The organism is Enterococcus sp. 125944 (assembly GCF_051909435.1).
In the GTDB taxonomy this organism is placed as follows: Bacteria; Bacillota; Bacilli; order Lactobacillales; family Enterococcaceae; genus Enterococcus_D; species Enterococcus_D gallinarum.
This window is the reverse complement of the sequence record NZ_JBQASY010000021.1, coordinates 1-18,388: the sequence shown is the minus strand read 5'-3', so window position 1 is coordinate 18,388 and position 18,388 is coordinate 1. Positions and strand designations below refer to the sequence as shown.

General features: G+C 42.8%; 13 protein-coding genes. 10 read left to right on the top strand and 3 right to left on the bottom strand.

What is annotated here, in order from left to right; all coding sequences use genetic code 11:
- Positions 1–158 precede the first annotated feature (158 nt).
- From mmsA to ACTFWY_RS15090, 4 genes are all read left to right on the top strand, one after another.
- Positions 159–1,688 (top strand): multiple monosaccharide ABC transporter ATP-binding protein, encoded by a 1,530-nt coding sequence (gene mmsA, locus ACTFWY_RS15105; protein ID WP_003128175.1) that lies wholly within the window; start codon positions 159–161, stop codon positions 1,686–1,688.
- A 1-nt stretch (position 1,689) separates the two neighbouring features.
- Positions 1,690–2,889 carry a multiple monosaccharide ABC transporter permease gene (gene mmsB, locus ACTFWY_RS15100; RefSeq protein ID WP_081131024.1) on the top strand — a complete coding sequence of 400 codons (1,200 nt, stop codon included), beginning with the start codon at positions 1,690–1,692 and terminating at the stop codon, positions 2,887–2,889.
- A 12-nt stretch (positions 2,890–2,901) separates the two neighbouring features.
- Positions 2,902–3,234, top strand: coding sequence for a PTS sugar transporter subunit IIB (locus ACTFWY_RS15095; protein WP_003128178.1), 333 nt, complete (start codon positions 2,902–2,904; stop codon positions 3,232–3,234).
- 236 nt (positions 3,235–3,470) lie between these two features.
- Positions 3,471–4,916: an alpha-L-fucosidase gene (locus ACTFWY_RS15090; RefSeq protein WP_029486307.1), complete on the top strand. Its 1,446-nt coding sequence runs from the start codon at positions 3,471–3,473 to the stop codon at positions 4,914–4,916.
- Positions 4,917–5,062: 146 nt separating this feature from the next.
- Here ACTFWY_RS15090 and ACTFWY_RS15085 read toward each other — a convergent pair whose 3' ends face one another.
- Positions 5,063–6,172: an ABC transporter ATP-binding protein gene (locus tag ACTFWY_RS15085; RefSeq protein ID WP_003128181.1), complete on the bottom strand. Its 1,110-nt coding sequence runs from the start codon at positions 6,170–6,172 to the stop codon at positions 5,063–5,065.
- A gap of 108 nt (positions 6,173–6,280) precedes the next feature.
- Positions 6,281–7,186, bottom strand: coding sequence for a helix-turn-helix domain-containing protein (locus ACTFWY_RS15080; RefSeq protein WP_137264617.1), 906 nt, complete (start codon positions 7,184–7,186; stop codon positions 6,281–6,283).
- Positions 7,187–7,340: 154 nt separating this feature from the next.
- On the opposite strand from ACTFWY_RS15080, the gene ACTFWY_RS15075 reads away from it, so the two are divergent.
- The 5 genes from ACTFWY_RS15075 to ACTFWY_RS15055 all read left to right on the top strand — a co-directional run bounded on the left by ACTFWY_RS15075 (position 7,341) and on the right by ACTFWY_RS15055 (position 14,805).
- The gene (locus ACTFWY_RS15075) at positions 7,341–8,435 is read left to right on the top strand and encodes a GntR family transcriptional regulator (RefSeq protein ID WP_003128184.1); all 1,095 of its coding nucleotides are present in this window, start codon (positions 7,341–7,343) and stop codon (positions 8,433–8,435) included.
- A 37-nt stretch (positions 8,436–8,472) separates the two neighbouring features.
- On the top strand, positions 8,473–10,065 hold the full coding sequence (locus ACTFWY_RS15070) for a xylulokinase (RefSeq protein WP_041119874.1): 1,593 nt from the start codon (positions 8,473–8,475) through the stop codon (positions 10,063–10,065).
- Positions 10,066–10,086: 21 nt separating this feature from the next.
- Positions 10,087–10,782 (top strand): L-ribulose-5-phosphate 4-epimerase, encoded by a 696-nt coding sequence (locus ACTFWY_RS15065; RefSeq protein WP_137264616.1) that lies wholly within the window; start codon positions 10,087–10,089, stop codon positions 10,780–10,782.
- 19 nt (positions 10,783–10,801) lie between these two features.
- Positions 10,802–12,226 (top strand): L-arabinose isomerase, encoded by a 1,425-nt coding sequence (gene araA / locus ACTFWY_RS15060; RefSeq protein ID WP_137264624.1) that lies wholly within the window; start codon positions 10,802–10,804, stop codon positions 12,224–12,226.
- Between the two features lie 215 nt (positions 12,227–12,441).
- Positions 12,442–14,805: a phosphoketolase family protein gene (locus ACTFWY_RS15055; RefSeq protein WP_439926865.1), complete on the top strand. Its 2,364-nt coding sequence runs from the start codon at positions 12,442–12,444 to the stop codon at positions 14,803–14,805.
- A 63-nt stretch (positions 14,806–14,868) separates the two neighbouring features.
- On the opposite strand, the gene ACTFWY_RS15050 is transcribed toward ACTFWY_RS15055, so the two are convergent.
- Positions 14,869–15,042 carry a hypothetical protein gene (locus ACTFWY_RS15050; RefSeq protein WP_005470142.1) on the bottom strand — a complete coding sequence of 58 codons (174 nt, stop codon included), beginning with the start codon at positions 15,040–15,042 and terminating at the stop codon, positions 14,869–14,871.
- Between the two features lie 604 nt (positions 15,043–15,646).
- Here ACTFWY_RS15050 and ACTFWY_RS15045 point away from each other — a divergent pair.
- On the top strand, positions 15,647–18,388 hold a 2,742-nt coding region (locus ACTFWY_RS15045), incomplete at its 3' end, for a MucBP domain-containing protein (RefSeq protein WP_439948512.1).

The following is an 18,388-nucleotide window of genomic DNA, read 5'->3' as shown; positions in this document are numbered from 1 at the left end:
AAAGAGCAGCTGAAGGGATAATGATCGGGGCAGATCAGCGGATACTCCAATGTTTTGCCCTGTTCTTTCTTGTTTGTCAAAGAGCCGTTCTTTTGAATGGATCATTTTATTTCTTCTGCAGAATCTCTGACTACATAAAAAGAAAAGGGTGAAAGGACATGGCAGATTATATTCTCGAAATGAAGAATATCGTCAAAGAATTTTCAGGCGTACGAGCATTAAGCAATGTAAATCTTTCGATCGAACGTGGTGAGATCCATGCGCTATGTGGTGAAAACGGCGCAGGAAAATCTACATTGATGAATGTGCTAAGCGGTTTGTATCCACATGGCACGTATGAAGGTGAAATATATTACGAAGGAGAGCTCTGTAAATTTAAAGATTTACGAGATAGCGAAGAAAAAGGGATCGTAATCATTCATCAAGAGCTGGCTTTAAGTCCTTATTTATCCATCAAAGAGAATATTTTTTTAGGAAATGAACAAGCCAAAAATGGCATCATCGATTGGAATATCACAGAAAAGAAGACCGATAATTTATTAAAAACAGTTGGCTTGCGTCTTGATCCTAATACATTGGTTTCACAAATCGGTGTAGGGCAGCAGCAGCTAGTAGAGATCGCCAAAGCATTTTCTAAATCAGTCCGATTATTGATTTTAGATGAACCAACAGCCGCTCTGAATGAAGAAGAAAGTGCCAATTTACTAGAATTGATCAAAGAATTTCGTAATCAAGGGATTACTTCCATCATTATTTCTCATAAGTTGAATGAAATAGTCAATGTCGCCGATCGCATCACGATTTTGCGCGATGGACAAACCATTGAAACGATGGCTGGCAATCAGATTTCTGAAGAGCGAATCATTCGCGGGATGGTTGGTCGTGACTTGACGAATCGCTATCCGGAACGGCATCCCCAGATTGGTGATCCTTTTTTTGAAGTGAAGAATTGGACCGTTCATCATCCTATCGATACAAATCGAATCGTGAACGAAGACCTCAATTTGATGATCCGCAAAGGAGAAATCATCGGCATTGCTGGGCTTATGGGCGCGGGACGAACAGAATTTGCGATGAGTGTCTTTGGGCATTCCTATGGCAGCAATATCACGGGCGAAGTCTATAAAGAAGGGCAACAAATCTCCGTAAAAGATGTTCCAGCTGCCGTTAGAAATGGGCTTGCGTATGTCTCAGAGGACCGTAAAGCATTAGGACTTAATCTATTGATGGACATTCGGGAGAACACAACGATTGCTAGTCTGAATAAAATCAGTCGCAACGGTGTTTTGGACAAAGAGAAAGAAGTAATTTTGGCAGAAGAATACCGCAAAAAAATGCGGACGAAAACCAATTCAATCTATCAAAATGTTGGCAGCCTTAGCGGCGGAAACCAGCAAAAAGTTGTTTTGGCTAAGTGGTTGATGACGGAACCGGATATTTTATTTTTAGATGAGCCAACACGAGGAATCGATGTTGGAGCAAAATATGAAATTTATACGATCATTGAAGAAATGGCATCTGCGGGTAAAGCAATCTGTATCATTTCCTCCGAGCTGCCGGAACTTTTGGGTATGTGTGACCGGATCTATACGATGAATGAAGGGCGTTTTACAGGAGAAGTATTGCGGCAAGATGCGGATCAAGAACTGCTGATGAACTTGATGACATTAGAAGAGAGTGGGGTTTAGGATGGAAACAACGAATAAATTAAAAAAAGTGCAAAAACATTCTATCAAAGACAAAGCGTTAGAGATTTTTAGCAAATACAGCATGATTATTATCCTGGTCGTCTTATTGATTGCCTTTCAAGCAATGACAGATGGTATTTTCTGGCGACCATTGAACATCACCAATCTTGTTTTGCAAAATAGTCATATATTGGTTTTAGCTGCGGGGATGTTACTAGTTGTCTTGTTAGGGCATGTCGATTTGTCTGTCGGATCTGTCATGGCGTTTGTTGGCGCAATCGCCGGCGTCTTGATGGTCAATAATGGCATGAGTCCCTGGGTGGCTGTGCCATTATGTGTACTGATTGGTGCGTTGATTGGCGCTTGGCAAGGTTTCTGGGTAGCTTATGTGGGGATTCCTGCTTTTATTGTTACGTTGTCTGGACTGTTGATGTTCCGTGGATTGACTCAAGTCGTTCTGGGAGGACAATCTTTAGCACCATTTCCTACCTCGTTTCAAAAAATTTCAACAGGCTATTTACCTGATATTGTCAGCGGCGATCATATTCATCTCCTTTCAATGATTATCGGTGTCGGTATCACGGCACTATTGATTTTTGGTCAATGGCGAACCCGGGAACGCCGCAAGAAAAATTTGTTTGAAGTAGAGTCCACCAGTACCTTTTTGTTCAAAGCTCTTTTCATCGGCGTCGTTTTCATTGGCGCAACTTATGTGTTCGCTTCTTATCAGGGTTACCCGATCATCTTGATTTTATTAGGAGTCATCGTCGCAGCATATGGATTCTTAACAAATAAAACAGTTGCCGGTCGTCAAATCTATGCAACTGGTGGAAATAGGAAAGCCGCTGAACTGTCAGGAATCAAAACGAAAAAAATCACTTTCTGGGTCTTTGTCAATATGGGCGCGATGGCGGCATTGGCAGGTTTGGTTTTGGCTGCCCGATTGAACGCTGCGACACCACAAGCAGGAACCTCTATGGAACTGGATGCCATGGCTGCCGTTTATTTTGGCGGTGCCTCAACTTCTGGCGGAATCGGAACGATCATGGGTGCGATCGTCGGCGGATTAGTGATGGGAGTACTGAATAATGGGATGTCGATTCTAGGTGTAGGGGTCGACTGGCAACAGGCAATCAAAGGATTGATCTTGCTGTTAGCAGTTGTCTTAGATATTTATAATAAGAAAAAGAAAATATCTTAGGAGGCTGTAAATATGGGGACAGAAGCACAAAAGACGATCTTATTGATCTGTACAGCAGGCATCACAACAGGTCTATTAGTGAAAAACATGCAGCGAGCAGCGGATGAACAAGGAATAACTGTCCATATTTATTCAGCACCAGCAATCATTGCTGAACAAATCATTCAAAATCAGACTGTTGATGCATTACTGATTGGACCACAATCGAAATATGAAATCAATCGCTTAAAAGATTTTTTGAACTATAAAGCAGTTCCGTATAAACTAATCACACCAGAAGATTACGAGCTTCTTGATGGTGAAGCGGTCTTAGCAGATAGTTTAACATTATTGCAGTTGAATTAGTTCTCGGCTATTCTGGTGTTGCAATCCTGAACGCAACCTGTGGAAAAAAACTATGTGAAACAAACTAAACTATGTAATTTAGAGTAGTGGCTTGTCAATTCATTTGGCATCTACTACTCTATTTGCTGTAAAGACCAAAAACAAAACAACTGCGGTTAGTGAGCCATCGCCAGTAAGAACACTTATCTGAATGGGTTCCAGTTTGCTGACAATCAGTTGGAGAAAGGGGAAGTGCGATGAAAGTTGAAGAATTGACGGCGATCCGTCCGAGTTACCGTCAACTACTATGGCAAGCACGGGAATTTTATGGCTTTATTCATTTTGGCTTGAATACCATGACGAATCGGGAATGGGGAAATGGGAGAGAATCCTTAGCACTATTTGACCCGCAAGCAGTGGACTGTAAAGAGTGGGTCACGCTTTGCAAATGCAGTGGGATGAAAGGGATGATCTTAACCTGTAAGCACCATGATGGCTTCTGTTTATGGCCCAGCAACTATTCGCAGCAGACAGTCGCTTATACACCTTGGAAAAATGGCAAAGGAGATTTAGTCAAAGAATTGTCGGAGGCTTGTCAAGAAGCAGGGATGGCGTTTGGCATCTATCTTTCTCCGTGGGATCAGCACGCCGCAAGCTACGGCACCGGACAGGCCTATAACGAGGTGTATGTGGGTCAATTGACAGAATTATTGACGCAGTATGGTGAAATAGCAGAAGTGTGGCTTGATGGAGCCAATGGAGAAGGACCTAACGGAAAGCGGCAGTTTTATGACTGGCAAAGATATTATCAACAGATTCGGCAATTACAGCCGGATGCTGTGATTGCCGTTTGCGGTCCAGATGTTCGCTGGATCGGAAATGAAGCCGGGCACACAAGGCAGAATGAGTGGAGTGTCGTTCCCCGTGAGCTATTGGATGCCGAAAAGACGGCCGAAAAATCACAACAAACAGACACAGCAGAATTCCGGACGACAATCTCAAGTATGGCAGAAGATTTAGGTAGCCGATCTGTATTGAGAAACTACGATTCCAACAGAGATTTAGTCTGGTATCCCGCAGAGGTCAATCTATCAATCAGACCCGGCTGGTTTTATCATCCGGAAGAGGATACAGCAGTGAAAAGTGCCGAAACATTATTTTCTTTGTATCGGAAAGCGGTAGGAGGAAACGCGGTATTTTTATTAAATGTTCCGCCAATGCCCAATGGGGCGATCCACCCGAAAGATCAGCAGTCACTGATGCAATTAGGGCAATATCTACGGCCATTACAAACGGATCAGCCGTTGTACCAAGGACAGATCACAGCTTCTTCCCAAAAATCACCCTGGGATCAAGAAAGCCTGCAGAAGGTTACCTCATCAAAGAAGACGTATTGGCAACCTGCGGATAACGATCATGAGCCGTGGGTAACAGTGACTTTTGCACAACCAACACAAATCAATACAGTGATTTTACAAGAAGAAATCCGCGAGAGTCAGAGAATTGAAAAAGCAGTACTTTATTATGAAAAAGATGGCAAGGATTGCTTTTTAGCAGAATGCGGAACTGTCGGGTATAAGAAAATCATTGATGTCGACCCAGTTACTACTAAAAGAATCAAAGTTGTTTTCTTGGCATATCGTCAATACCCAACGATCAAAAAATTTTATGTACGCTTTCTTGAGAAGAGAGCTTCAAAGTAGTCCCTTCACCTAAAGAGAATCCACCCAAAAACAGACAGCCGCAGGGCTGTCTGTTTTCAGGGGATACAAATAAGGAATAAAAGTGGATATTAGTTAATTGCAACTGTCTAGGGGGCAAACCAAGGACAGTGCAAGAAAACTACAAATTAAGGTAACGTGATCACATTCTCAGATGTCTTATCAAAGAAGTGGGCTTTGTTGATGTTGAAAGCAAGATCAATCACTTCACCTGGACGATGGAAGTCACGAGCATCTACTTTAGAGATAAACTCAGTGGAACCAATCTTTGTATAAAGCATTGTTTCAGCACCAAGCAGTTCAGAAACGACTACTTCTGCACGGACAGTTGCTTCTGGTGAAGCTTCCAATGCGATTTGTTCGCTGTGGATATCTTCTGGACGGATACCAAAGACTAATTCCTTGCCTTCGTACCCTTTTTCGATAAGGACTTTGTTTTTGCCTTCAGGAATACGTAAGTTTAATCCATGGCCGTCTGAGATCATGCCGTTTTTCAAAGTAACTGTAAAGAAGTTCATAGCAGGTGAACCGATAAAGCCGGCAACAAACATATTTTTAGGTGAGTTGTACACTTCTTTCGGTGAACCGATTTGTTGAATAAATCCGTCTTTCATAATAACGATTCGGTCTGCCATTGTCATCGCTTCTGTTTGGTCATGGGTTACATAAATCGTAGTTGTTTCAAGACGTTGATGCAGTTTCGCAATCTCCGCACGCATTGCTACCCGCAATTTCGCATCTAAGTTTGACAAAGGTTCATCCATCAAGAAGACTTTGGCATCACGTACGATGGCACGACCCAAAGCTACCCGTTGACGTTGTCCACCAGATAGTGCGGCTGGTTTACGGTCTAGATATTCTGTCAATCCTAAGATCTCGGCAGCATTTTCTACCCGTTTTTTGATTTCTTCTTTATCGTATTTACGTAATTTCAATCCGAAAGCCATGTTGTTGAAAACTGTCATATGTGGATACAACGCATAGTTCTGGAATACCATGGCAATATCACGATCTTTTGGTGCGACATCGTTCATTACTTTGCCGCCGATGGATAATTCTCCTTCAGAAATATCTTCTAATCCAGCGATCATCCGCAGCGTTGTTGACTTTCCGCAACCGGAAGGTCCAACAAAAACAATAAACTCGCGATCAGAAATATCTAAATTAAAATCTGTTACAGAATAATTATCATTGTTGTCGTATTTTTTATGCACGTGTTTCAGAGCCATTTCTACCATTAGGATTACCTCTTTCCATTTAGTTTACACCTGTATCATAAATGAAAACGCTTTGATTCAGCAACGGAAATATGCACAAGAAAAAAAACGTTTTCTTGTGCAAGTTGTTCAATCGGCTGGATGAGCGAAATTTTTGATAAGAAAATAGCACAGCAGCAGATCATCCATTTCTTTTAAGTTCAGATTAGTCATACTTTGGAATTTATCGATCTTATAAAGTAGTGTATTGCGATGCATGAAGAGTGACTTGGCTGTAGAACTGGCATTTCCTTGATTTTTCCACAGCGACTCGATCAAATGGATAAGATCGCTTTCCTGAAACCAATCCTGATAAAGTGTTCGAAATAATAGTTGATAGTCGGAACCGGCAGTGCTTAGCAAATGGATTAGAGATGTAGCCAGATCCAAACTTTTTAAATTGGTTTGTCGAGTCAATTGTTGAAAAAGAGTCATTTCTTCAGTCAGCAGAAGTGTGAAATCATGGCTCGAATGGTGAAACGGCCCTACAAATAAATGCGAGTAGCAGTCAAAATCCATATCTAAAGCAACAAATAAACCATCCAGTTCATCTAAGCGCAAGTTCTCACCAACCCGCTGTTCAACAATCAACGCACTGTCTTCGGTAACAAAAAAGAGGTCGACGACATGGGGGAGCATTTGCTGGATCTCTTGCAGCCACTCAGTCTGCAATAAATCGATCCCACTCGTAAATTTCACTTGCAACAAACGATAATCACCGGTCTCATTTATCGGCTGATGTTCAAATAAAATCGGGTACCATGGTCGAAAACGGTTGTCGATTACCGGAAACAGTGCACCGCTGCCTAATTGCAGCATGATTCTTTCTTTTGCCGATAGATCGGCAGTAGGCAGCCAGATGAATTTCTGACCAAATGGAATCGATTCGATTCCTGGATCTGTTGATTTTGCTGGATGCAAAGCAGCGTTTGGGTAATTTTCTTTAATATCTTTAAAAGAGAAAATAGGAAGAACCTCCTTTGCTGTCGTTGTCATTTATTGTATAGCAATTCATCTTTTCTGAACAGTTGCAATTGATCGAATCGTGCATTTAGCAGAGGCTGCCACTGACTATTATATTTCTGCTTCAGGTAAAAAATTGATTTTTACAAAATTACATTGACAAGAAAGCGCATTCTAAATATACTATATGTACGGACAACTTTCAAAAGATGGGATTAATATGACAACGAAGTACGAACAACTTGCGAATGAATTACGGGAAAACATCCGTTTAGGAACCTATAAAGAAGGAATGACGATTCCTTCGGAGGCTGTATTACAAGAAGAATATCATTTGAGCCGACATACCGTGCGACAAGCGATTGCTTTGCTAGTAAACGAAGGCTATTTACGTAAGGAAAGAGGATCTGGTACGTACGTTTCAAAACCTGAGAATCTTCCGCAACGCAGCCATAAAACGATTGGCATCATCATGACGTATCTGTCGGATTATATCTTCCCTTCAATTATGCGCGGAGTCGAGCAGACATTGCGGGAACAAGGCTATTCTTTGCTGTTGGGATCAACAAATAATGACCATGAACAAGAACGAGCTTGCCTTCAACAAATGATGGACCAAGGAGTAGATGGCTTAATCGTTGAACCGACGAAGAGCAGTCAATACAATCCCAATTTGGCCTACTACATGGCATTGAAAGAAGCAGGGATTCCGCTAGTGATGATCAATGCCTACTATGAAGAACTGGATCTGCCTCATATTTGTGTCAATGACACTCGTTCAGGCTATCTAGCCACGAATTATTTATTGGAACAGCAGCATCAACACTTGATGCTGATCACTAAAATTGATGATTTACAAGGGAAATATCGGATGAAAGGTTTTGTCAAAGCTTTGGAACAAGCAAAGAAAACATTTGCTGCTGAAGATGTCGTGACTTATACCACAGAAACCAAAGAGGCTGTCATTGCACAAGCGATTGACCGGTTGAACCAATCGAATGAGATCACTGGAATCGTCTGTTATAACGATGAAATTGCACATGGGTTGATCCAGCAATTAGAAGCCAATGGAAAGCGTGTACCAGAAGATTATTCAATTGTAGGAAATGATGATTCACCTTTAAGTACATTGACTTCACCAGGAATAACCACACTGGCTCACCCAAAGGAAGAGATGGGGATTTTAGCGGCACAATGGGTCACCTCAGGAACTACGTTGGAAGAAACGTTTTATTATGAGCCAGAATTGATTGTTCGCGGCTCCGTCATGAGCCATTCGTGATTTCATGTATATCAAAATTCAAAAGGAGAGAAGAGAAATGGAGCAGCAAATAAGTGAAGCGATTCAAGAAGGGCGCACGGCACTTGGAATCGAGTTAGGATCCACAAGAATTAAAGCTGTCTTGATCGATGAGCAATTTCAAACCATCGCAACCGGTAGTTATGAGTGGGAGAATCAGTTATTAGATGGTGTCTGGACCTATTCTTTGGCATCTGTCTGGCAAGGAATCCAAGAAAGCTATCAAGCATTAGCAGCTTCTGTTCAATCCCGATACGGGGAACCTTTGACGAGAATTGGTTCAATTGGTTTTTCCGCTATGATGCATGGGTATCTCGCTTTTGATGAGAATGATCAGTTATTGGTGCCTTTCCGCACTTGGCGCAATGCCAGCACAGAAGCAGCCGAAAAGGCTCTAACTGAATTGTTCCAATACAATATTCCGCAACGCTGGAGTATCGCTCATCTGTACCAAGCCATTTTGAATCAAGAAGCGCATATACCGGAAGTCAACTTTTTGACGACATTAGCGGGCTATGTTCATTGGCAGCTGACAGGTGAAAAAGTAATCGGTATTGGGGATGCCTCGGGAATGTTCCCAATCGACAGCCTACAAAAAGACTATGATCGACAGATGATGGCCCAGTTTGATGATCTGATCCTTCCAGAAAATTTACCTTGGCAGTTAGCAGATATTTTGCCCAAAGTCTTAGTGGCTGGTGAAGCAGCAGGCACTTTGTCGGCAGCAGGTGCTTTGCGGTTAGATCCAACAGGAACATTGTTGCCGGGTATTCCATTCTGTCCACCCGAAGGAGATGCGGGAACCGGAATGGTTGCGACGAATAGTGTTGCGCAAAGGAGTGGGAATGTCTCTGCCGGAACATCAGCTTTTGCTATGATCGTTCTTGAAAGCGGTCTCTCTAAAGTCTATCCAGAAATTGATCTGGTAACAACGCCAGCAGGAGATTTAGTTGGCATGGTTCATACGAATAATTGTACTTCGGAGATCAATGCATGGGTCAAAGTTTTTCGGGAATTTGTAGAAGCAGCAGGGGTCGAAATGAGCACAGAAGCTCTGTTTACGACATTGTTCAACCAAGCACTGAAAGGAGATCCTGACTGTGGTGGGTTGTTGTCTTATGGGTATTACTCAGGAGAGAATATTACAAAAATAGCAGCTGGTAGACCATTGTTTGTTCGCTCCCCAGAAAGCCGCTTTACTTTAGCAAACTTTATGCGGCTCCATTTGTTTAGTGCGTTTGGTGCGATGAAGATCGGGATGGATATCCTAACTAAAGAACAAGTCAAGATCGACCGAATCGTAGGACACGGAGGGATTTTCAAGACTCCGACTGTTGCGCAGCGGGTGTTGGCTGCTGCGATGGAAGCACCAGTGACGGTGATGGAAACAGCAGGAGAAGGTGGTGCTTGGGGCATCGCTTTACTGGCAGCATTTATGAAAAAAAAATCGGTAGAAGAAACACTTACAGTCTTTTTATCCAGAGTTTTCCAAGGAAAAGAAGGGACAACTTTAGCGCCATTACCTGAGGATATAGTTGGTTTTACTGAGTTTGTTAAGCGCTACCAACACGGTCTGCCGATCGAGCAAGCAGCGATCGATGGATTGATTTAAACAAAAATAGAGGTGAGTCATTTGTTAGAACAATTGAAAGAAGCCGTCTTCCAAGCCAATTTAGCTCTGCCAAAACAGGGCTTGATCAAATACACTTGGGGCAATGTGTCTGCCGTTGACCGCAGCCAGCAGCTATTTGTGATCAAACCTAGTGGGGTTGATTATGAAACGATGCAAGCTAGTGATATGGTGGTCTGCGATTTTGAGGGGAACGTTGTTGAAGGAAAGATGAATCCTTCTTCTGATACCCCTACTCACGCTGTATTGTATCGAGCGTTTCCAGAAATTGGCGGCATCGTCCATACCCACTCCACTTGGGCAACAAGTTGGGCACAGGCAGGAGTTGATTTGCCGGCAATGGGCACGACCCACGCTGACACCTTTTATGGCAGTGTCCCTTGTGCGCGCTTTTTGACACAGGAAGAAATTGACCGTGGTTATGAAGCAGAGACTGGAAACGTGATTGTTGAAACTTTCCAGGAACGCGGTATCCAACCTTTAGAGATTCCCGGCGTCTTGCTGCAGGGACATGGTCCATTCACTTGGGGCAAAGATGCTCAAAGTGCAGTCATGAACGCAGTCGTTTTAGAAGAAGTAGCAAAGATGAACGTTGTGACGCGTCAGATCAATAGTTATGCACCGGAACTGCCGCAGCGCATCCTTGACAAGCATTATCTACGAAAACATGGCAAAGATGCCTACTATGGGCAAAATTAATCAAGAAGGAGCAGACAATATGTTAGCAATCAGTAAAAAAGAATTTTGGTTCGTTGTAGGATCTCAGCACTTATATGGGGAAGAAGCCTTGCAAGAAGTCCGCGATCATACAGCTGAAATGGTCAAACGCTTGAATGACAGTGGAAATCTGCCTTATCCAGTCGTTTTACAAGAATTGGCAGTCACTGCGGACACGATTACAAAGATCATGAAGGAAGTCAATTATCGGGATGAAGTAGCTGGTGTCATTACTTGGATGCATACCTTCTCACCAGCAAAAATGTGGATCCGGGGAACGAAACTGCTGCAAAAACCATTGCTTCATTTGGCGACTCAATACAATGAACGCATTCCTTGGGAGACCATCGATATGGACTTTATGAATTTGAATCAGGCAGCCCATGGGGATCGCGAATATGGTTTTATCAATGCGCGTTTGCAGAAACAAAACAAAATCGTTGTCGGTTATTGGAAAAAAGAGACGGTCCAAAAAGAAATCGCAGCTTGGATGGATGTGGCGGTTGCTTACAATGAAAGTTTTGCTATCAAAGTCGCTCGTTTCGGCGACAACATGCGCAATGTTGGGGTAACAGAAGGGGACAAAGTCGAAGCACAAATCCAATTTGGTTGGACCGTGGATTACTTTGGCATTGGTGATCTTGTTCAAGTAATCGATGCTGTGACCGATGAAGAGATCAATGACTTGTTTGAAGAATACCATAATTTGTATGAGTTTGATCAGGGAGATTATGAAGCCGCAATCTGGGAAGCACATGTGAAAGTACAGGTCAAACAAGAAATCGGCATCCGCCGTTTCTTAGAAGCAGGAGGCTATAGTGCGTTTACGACCAACTTTGAAGATCTTTATGGCATGCAACAGCTACCAGGATTAGCTGTACAGCGACTCATGGCGGAAGGATACGGATTTGCTGGTGAAGGTGACTGGAAAACAGCAGCCATCGATCGTCTTATGAAGATCATGGCACATAATAAAGCAACCGGTTTTATGGAAGACTATACCTATGAGTTGACCGAAGGCAAAGAAGCCATCTTGCAGTCGCATATGATGGAAGTGGATCCAGTATTGGCTGTCAATAAACCAAAAATCGTCGTTTCGCCGCTATCAATGGGGGATCGAGAAGACCCAGCACGATTAGTCTTTGACGGACAAGGTGGCGCAGGAGTAGTTGTATCTATGGCCGACTTTGGCACTCACTATAAATTATTGATCAATGAAGTCGATGCTTTTGAGCCAACAGAAGCCGCACCTAAATTGCCGGTGGCTCGCGTGATGTGGACGCCTCGTCCCGACTTTCATCAAGGAGTCAAACAATGGATCGAAACGGGAGGCGGACATCATACGGTTGTTTCATTAGCGTTGACGTCAGATCAAATCGAGACGTGGGCAAAACTCGTTGGTTTGGACTATGTGACGATCAAGTAGCTATTAAAAAAGTAGACAAGACAACAGAAAAGAGCCAACACTGACAAGACCAAACCCTCTCATACTGAAACATGTTGGGAGGAACTCTGGTCTTGTTTTTTCTTGTGCTGAAGCAGACAAATCATAAGAGAGATGCAAGGTGTACAATCAGCAAAATTGACTTTTAAAATCGAGACGCATAGACTTTTAATTAAGAGAAAGCAAGGAGGAGTAGTATGGAGACAACATTTGATACCCAAGAGTATTTTGACAAAATGAATGCTTGGTGGCGGGCAGCCAACTATCTTTCTGTCGGACAAATCTATTTGAAAGACAATCCACTGTTACGGCGGCCCATTGAAGAAAAAGATCTGAAAGTCAATCCGATTGGTCACTGGGGCACCATTGCTGGTCAGAATTTTATCTACACCCACTTGAATCGTGTCATCAATAAATATGATTTGAATATGTTCTACATTGAAGGACCTGGTCATGGAGGTCAGGTGATGGTTTCGAATGCCTATCTGGATGGAAGTTATACGGAAATCTATCCAGAAGTAACCCAAGATGAGGCCGGGATGCAGCATCTTTTCAAAATTTTTTCCTTCCCAGGAGGAATTGCTTCCCATGCGGCACCAGAAACACCAGGATCGATCCATGAAGGGGGCGAACTAGGTTATTCCATCGCGCATGGAACAGGAGCAGTCCTTGATAATCCTGATGTGATCGCTGCTGTTGTGGTTGGAGATGGCGAAGCTGAAACCGGTCCGTTAGCGGGCAGCTGGTTTTCTAATACATTTATCAATCCGGTAAATGATGGGGCTGTTCTGCCGATCTTACATCTGAACGGTGCTAAAATCTCTAATCCAACGATTCTGGCTCGCAAATCGGATGAAGACCTAACCAAGTATTTTGAAGGAATGGGTTGGACACCTTATTTTGTTGAGGGAGATGATCCTGCTACTGTTCATCCGCAAATGGCGAGAGCATTGGACCGCGCCGTTGAGCAGATCAAAGCGATTCAAACCAAAGCTCGTCAAGGAAAAGCTGATGAAGCAGTCATGCCCCACTGGCCTGTTCTGATCGTGCGCACACCTAAAGGATGGACAGGACCAAAAATTTGGGAGGGAGAGCCGATTGAAGGCGGTTTTCGCGCCCACCAAGTACCTATCCCAGTCAATGCGCATCAGATGGAGCACGTGGATGCACTAATCGATTGGCTGAAATCGTATAAGCCAGAAGAACTCTTTGATGAATCTGGCCGCATCAAGGCTGAGATTCAAGAACTCGCGCCGAAAGGACAGCAACGGATGGCAATGAATCCCATCACTAACGGGGGAATCGATCCTCAACCGTTGAAAATCACCGATTGGCGACAGCATGCGATCGATATTGGTGTTCCTGGCTCAACCACTGCTCAAGACATGATGGAGTTCGGAAAGTTTGCTCGGGATTTGATTGTTGAAAACCCGACTAATTTTAGAATCTTTGATCCGGATGAAGCCAAATCCAATCGTTTGAACCATGTTTTTGAAGTGACAAATCGCCAATGGTTAGAACCAAAACAGCCAAACTATGATGAATGGCTAAGTGCTACCGGACGGGTGATTGATTCCCAATTATCGGAGCATCAAGCAGAAGGCTTCCTAGAAGGCTACGTCTTAACTGGGCGTCATGGCTTTTTTGCTAGCTATGAATCTTTCTTGCGAGTGGTTGATTCCATGATCACTCAGCACTTTAAGTGGACGCGTAAATCGAAAGAATTGCCTTGGCGCCATGCCTATCCGTCATTGAATTTGATTGCTTCCTCAACCGTATTCCAGCAAGACCATAATGGGTATACCCATCAAGACCCAGGGATCATGACACATATCGCTGAGAAAAAAGCGGAATTCGTACGGGTCTATCTACCAGCAGATGCCAATAGCTTGATGGCTGTAATGGCAGAAACATTCCAAACTGAAGAACAGATCAATCTGATTGTTTCTTCGAAACATCCTCGGCCGCAGTTTTATACGGCAGAAGAAGCGGAGATATTGGTAAAAGACGGCTTAAAGATCATTGATTGGGCTTCAACAGACCAAGGAGAACCTGATTTGGTGATCGCTGCAGCAGGGACAGAGCCAAATTTAGAAGCTCTCGCTGCTGTAAGCCTGCTGAATGAGGCGTTTCCAGAGTTGAAAATCCGCTTTATCAATGTTGTTGATTTATTGAAACTACGTCATCCGGATGTCGATCCTCGTGGATTGACAGATGAAGAATTTGAGGCTTACTTTACTAAGGACAAGCCAATCATTTTTGCTTTCCATGGCTATGAAGGACTGATTCGGGACATTTTCTTCGGCCGCAAGAATCAGCGTCTGCATATTCATGGCTATCGTGAAAATGGCGATATCACCACACCATTTGACATGCGGATCTTATCTGAACTTGATCGCTTCCATTTAGCGAAAGACGGCGCTGAGTGGGTCTATGGCGAACAAGCTGCCGACTTTGCGCAACGAATGACAGAGACGGTTGCCTATCACCATGACTTTATCCGTGAGAATGGCTATGACATTGCTGAAGTCCAAGATTGGCAATGGAAACCATTGAAATAGAAGACGAATCAAACAAAAAACTGTCCAGCAACGATCAAGAGATCTGTTGTTGGACAGTTTTTTTTAAACAGAAGTCAAAATGCGATAAATTCCAATGAAGAAAGCTTTGATGCCTCGAAAGAAGCGGTTCTTATCGGTCAATTCATGATAGACTTCGGCGATCGTGCGACGGGTCAATAAATAGAAGAGAAATCCAATCAAAAATGTGAAAAGGAAAAAGAAAAACAACAGTCGCATAAATCATCACCTAAATTCTTACTCATTATTTCTTTATCTTAACAAAAAAAGCAAGGATAGGCGAAGCGATTTGATTTGGAACTGTAGATAAGGTTGGAGTAAAAAGCAAATCAACTATTTCACTGTCTGGAGAAATAGTTGATTAAGAGAAAGCTGCGATGAATAGTAATATATTCAGAGAATGTAAAATAATCTATCTGTCTCAAAAACCTTCGTTTTTGGGACAACACGAAAATAGACATCCGAAAACTTCGAATGTCTTACAAAACTTGAATTATAGATTTTTGTCGAAAAAATGTCTAAATGAGAAACTATTATCTAAAAAACGAAGATTTTTGGCACTAGAAGAAGGTACATGCATATAGAAAGCCTCAGAAAATCCATTTGTCGAAGTTGAGGGTTGGGAACAACTTTTTAAAGAAAATTCTTTAGATCGAACCTTATTGAAAGCTTGAAAGCGAATCAGCAGGTAAAGCGCATGGTTTGATTAACAAAACACCTTTAGCACAGAGACAATACAAAACATGTAGGTAATAACATCCATTGATGATAATCGGAATATGGATACTAAAGAGAAAGACTAAAAGAGAAAGGATGACTTGGTATGGGAAAGTGTAGCAGGATACTATTGTTGGGAGGCTTGTTGTTAAATCAAGCGCCATGGACAATGGTTGTTAGCGCTGATTCAGTGACTGAAGATACTGTTTCTATACAGGATACAGTAGAGAGCACGATCGCTGTGGAACAAGAAGAAACTTTAATGTCTCGTGATAGTAAGGATGAACACATTCATTCAACGAAAGATAATGATGGAAGGAATACAGAGCCCAGTGAACTTAGTCAATCAGATAGTTCAGAACCTGTCGAACTGAACGAATCGACTTCTTCTTCAAGTGAGAATGAAGTTAGAAGTCAAAATGAAACAGATGCAATAGAGAATCAAACTACTGAAGATCCTACTGAAAATATGGCCTCGGGAACTTATGGTACTTCAGATTGGTATATCACTTATGACGGAGTTCTCCATATCGGATCTGGAACATTCCGATCTACTTCTGAGATTAACCCTTGGTCCCGGTATAGGGTTAAAAAAATTGTGTTCGAGGGGAATGTTATTGCTGGTGAGGATTCTTCTTATTTATTTGGTAACTCCGGCGGTACGTGGACTGACCTTACTGAAATAGAAGGCTTGGACAAGCTGGATACTAGCCGAGTAACGAATATGTCTGGCATGTTTAATAATACTCGAGGGTTAACAAAGCTCGATGTATCCAACTTTGATACAAGTAACGTTACTAATATGTATGCGATGTTCAATGGACTGTTCGATTTGACTAGTTTGGACGTCTCCAATTTTGATACAAGAAATGTAACGAATATGTCTTTGATGTTCGCGAATGTGATTAATATCGATAAATTTGATTTAAGCAATTTTGATACGAGAAATGTTACGGACATGTCTTTGATGTTCGCAAACCTAAGAAGAAGTGATCTCGATACATTCAGTATGGATCTAAGCAATTTTGATACTAGCCAAGTAACGAATATGGATCGAATGTTTCAGGGCTTAAATAGAGTCTCTAGTCTGGATATATCAAGTTTCGATACCAGTAAGGTAACGAATATGTCTTCTATGTTTAGCGGTATGCAATCGTTGAAGATCATCAGATTAGGCCAGTCATTTTCATTTTATACAAATGCAATGTTGCCTAGTCCAATTTCATCAGAAATTTATACAGGAAAATGGGTCAATGTTGGAACAGGATCAATAGATTTCCCGAATGGGCTAAATATTTGGTCGGCTTCCGAGTTAATGGCAAACTACAATGGAGAAACTGACTCCGATACGTATGTTTGGCAGCCCAATTTAATAGATGCAGCTCCTGTAACAGTCAAGTATCAGAATTCTGAAGGCGAACAGCTGAGTGAACCAACGGTTTTAAGTGGAAAAGTCGGTATGGCTTATGAAAGCAATCCGAAAGAGATCACGGGCTGGAACGTGGTCAAAATACCAGATAATGCAGTCGGTGTATTTACTGAAGAAGCACAAGAAGTGGTCTATGTTTATGAGCGTTCAGATGCGGCACCAGTCACAGTCAGATATAAAGATACAGACGGCAATGAGTTAAGCGACCCAACGATTTTGAATGGCAAAGTCGGATTGCCATATGCCAGTGAAGCCAAAGAAATCCCAGGTTGGTATGTAGTAGAGACGCCAGCCAATGCCTCTGGAATTTTCAGCGAGGAAGCGCAGGAAGTGGTGTATATCTACGATCGCAGCGATGCGGCACCAGTCACAGTCAAATATAAAGATACAGACGGTAACGAATTAAGCGACCCAACGATTCTAAGTGGGAAAGTCGGGTTACCATATGCCAGTGAAGCCAAAGAGATTCCTGGTTGGTATGTAGTAGAGACGCCAGCCAATGCCTCTGGAATTTTCAGTGAAGAAGCGCAGGAAGTGGTCTACGTGTATGATCGCTCAGATGCGGCACCAGTTACGGTCCAATATGAAGATACAGACGGCAACGAATTAAGCGACCCAACGATTTTGAATGGCAAAGTCGGATTACCATATGCCAGTGAAGCCAAAGAAATCCCAGGCTGGTATGTAGTAGAGACACCAGATAATGCCTATGGAATTTTCAGTGAGGCAGCGCAAGAAGTGGTCTACGTGTATGATCGCTCAGATGCCGCTCCAGTGACTGTGAAATATCAAGATAGTGAAGGAAATCAATTAGCAGAGCCAACTGTCTTAAGTGGAAAAGTCGGGTTACCATATGCCAGTGAAGCCAAAGAGATTCCTGGTTGGTATGTAGTAGAGACACCAGATAATGCCTCTGGAATTTTCAGTGAGGCAGCGCAAGAAGTGGTCTACGTGTATGATCGCTCAGATGCCGCTCCAGTGACTGTGAAATATCAAGATAGTGAAGGAAATCAATTAGCAGAGCCAACTGTCTTAAGTGGAAAAGTCGGGTTACCATATGCCAGTGAAGCCAAAGAGATTCCTGGTTGGTATGTAGTAGAGACACCAGATAATGCCTCTGGAATTTTCAGTGAGGCAGCGCAAGAAGTGGTCTACGTGTATGATCGCTCAGATGCCGCTCCAGTGACTGTGAAATATCAAGATAGTGAAGGAAATCAATTAGCAGAGCCAACTGTCTTAAGTGGAAAAGTCGGGTTACCATATGCCAGTGAAGCCAAAGAGATTCCTGGTTGGTATGTAGTAGAGACGCCAGATAATGCCTCTGGAATTTTCAGTGAGGCAGCGCAAGAAGTGGTCTACGTGTATGATCGCTCAGATGCCGCTCCAGTGACTGTGAAATATCAAGATAGTGAAGGAAAT

What these genes read in the sequence shown, in the direction of transcription:
- mmsB (WP_081131024.1), top strand. Translation starts at nt 1,690, where the DNA reads ATGGAAACAACGAATAAATTAAAAAAAGTGCAAAAACATTCTATCAAA.
- ACTFWY_RS15090 (WP_029486307.1), top strand. Translation starts at nt 3,471, where the DNA reads ATGAAAGTTGAAGAATTGACGGCGATCCGTCCGAGTTACCGTCAACTA.
- ACTFWY_RS15070 (WP_041119874.1), top strand. Translation starts at nt 8,473, where the DNA reads ATGGAGCAGCAAATAAGTGAAGCGATTCAAGAAGGGCGCACGGCACTT.
- ACTFWY_RS15075 (WP_003128184.1), top strand. Translation starts at nt 7,341, where the DNA reads ATGTACGGACAACTTTCAAAAGATGGGATTAATATGACAACGAAGTAC.
- ACTFWY_RS15080 (WP_137264617.1), bottom strand. Translation starts at nt 7,186, where the DNA reads ATGACAACGACAGCAAAGGAGGTTCTTCCTATTTTCTCTTTTAAAGAT.
- araA (WP_137264624.1), top strand. Translation starts at nt 10,802, where the DNA reads ATGTTAGCAATCAGTAAAAAAGAATTTTGGTTCGTTGTAGGATCTCAG.
- ACTFWY_RS15085 (WP_003128181.1), bottom strand. Translation starts at nt 6,172, where the DNA reads ATGGTAGAAATGGCTCTGAAACACGTGCATAAAAAATACGACAACAAT.
- mmsA (WP_003128175.1), top strand. Translation starts at nt 159, where the DNA reads ATGGCAGATTATATTCTCGAAATGAAGAATATCGTCAAAGAATTTTCA.
- ACTFWY_RS15095 (WP_003128178.1), top strand. Translation starts at nt 2,902, where the DNA reads ATGGGGACAGAAGCACAAAAGACGATCTTATTGATCTGTACAGCAGGC.
- ACTFWY_RS15055 (WP_439926865.1), top strand. Translation starts at nt 12,442, where the DNA reads ATGGAGACAACATTTGATACCCAAGAGTATTTTGACAAAATGAATGCT.
- ACTFWY_RS15050 (WP_005470142.1), bottom strand. Translation starts at nt 15,042, where the DNA reads ATGCGACTGTTGTTTTTCTTTTTCCTTTTCACATTTTTGATTGGATTT.